Origin of the sequence: Peptostreptococcus sp. MV1 (assembly GCF_000758885.1) — a bacterium.
In the GTDB taxonomy this organism is placed as follows: domain Bacteria; phylum Bacillota; class Clostridia; order Peptostreptococcales; family Peptostreptococcaceae; genus Peptostreptococcus.
Genome location: NZ_JRNB01000064.1, coordinates 1 through 1,035, shown reverse-complemented (window position 1 = coordinate 1,035; position 1,035 = coordinate 1). Strand labels below are relative to the sequence as shown.

Here is a 1,035-nt window from a genome sequence, read left to right as displayed (position 1 = left end):
AGGGCAAATTGACATATATACCTGACTCTTGTGACCATTGTAATGGAGAAAATAAGGACTATATGATTGTCAAAAACGGAAATCAAACCATGGATATTTTAATAGGTCAATTCAATTCAAAGCCAGTCATATTAAGGCTTACAAAGCAAAGATTTTATTGCAAACACTGCGGAAAAACCTTTATGGCACAGACTCCCTTGGTTGCAAAAAACTGCTCAATTTCTAGAAAAGTCAAATCATGCATAAACATCGAGCTAGCTGAAAATGTATCCTTAAAACACATAGCATCTACCTACAGCGTGTCAACTGCAACAGTTCAGAGAGTTCTAAGGTCCAATGTTTTCAAGGTAAATAAACAATGGCTGCCAGAGGTACTTGGAATAGATGAATTTAAATCACTGAAATCTGTTGACTCAAATATGAGTGTAAACATATGTGATATTCAGACTGGAGAGATTATTGACATTGTACCTGATAGGCGTAAAAGGTACTTAAGAGAATACTTTGAAAGCTTTTCTAAGGAGGCTAGGAGCATGGTGAAATACATAACCACAGATATGTATCAAACATATATAGACCTTGGAATTGACCTATTTCCAAATGCTCAAATAGTCATTGATAAATTTCATGTAGTTCAATTATTTACTAGATGCATGCAAAAATTGAGGATAGATGTTATGAAGAACTTTAACACAAGATCAACGAATTACAAGAAGCTTAAAAGGTACTGGAAGGTTCTTTTAAAGAAGGACTTTAATCTAAATGGAGTTAAATTTTACAAGTATGTACACTACAAAAAATGGACTAATACAAAAGAAATTTTAATAGACTTACTTAGCCTGTCTGATAGGCTATCAGCTGGTCACAGCCTATATCAAGAGTTTCTATACACCATACATAACAGAGATATCGATGGTTTTGAGGCCTTTTTAGATAGATATTTAAATCAGGATTCTATTCCACCAGAGTTTGAGACTGCCATTAACACGCTATATGGTTACAAGGATGCTATCGTAAATTCTCTAGAAACAGGTT

General features: G+C 34.0%; 1 protein-coding gene. It reads left to right on the top strand.

Features of this window, described 5'->3' with window-relative positions; all coding sequences use genetic code 11:
* The coding region (locus HMPREF1639_RS04745; RefSeq protein ID WP_036763930.1) for an ISL3 family transposase at positions 1 to 1,035 on the top strand (1,035 nt) is incomplete at both ends.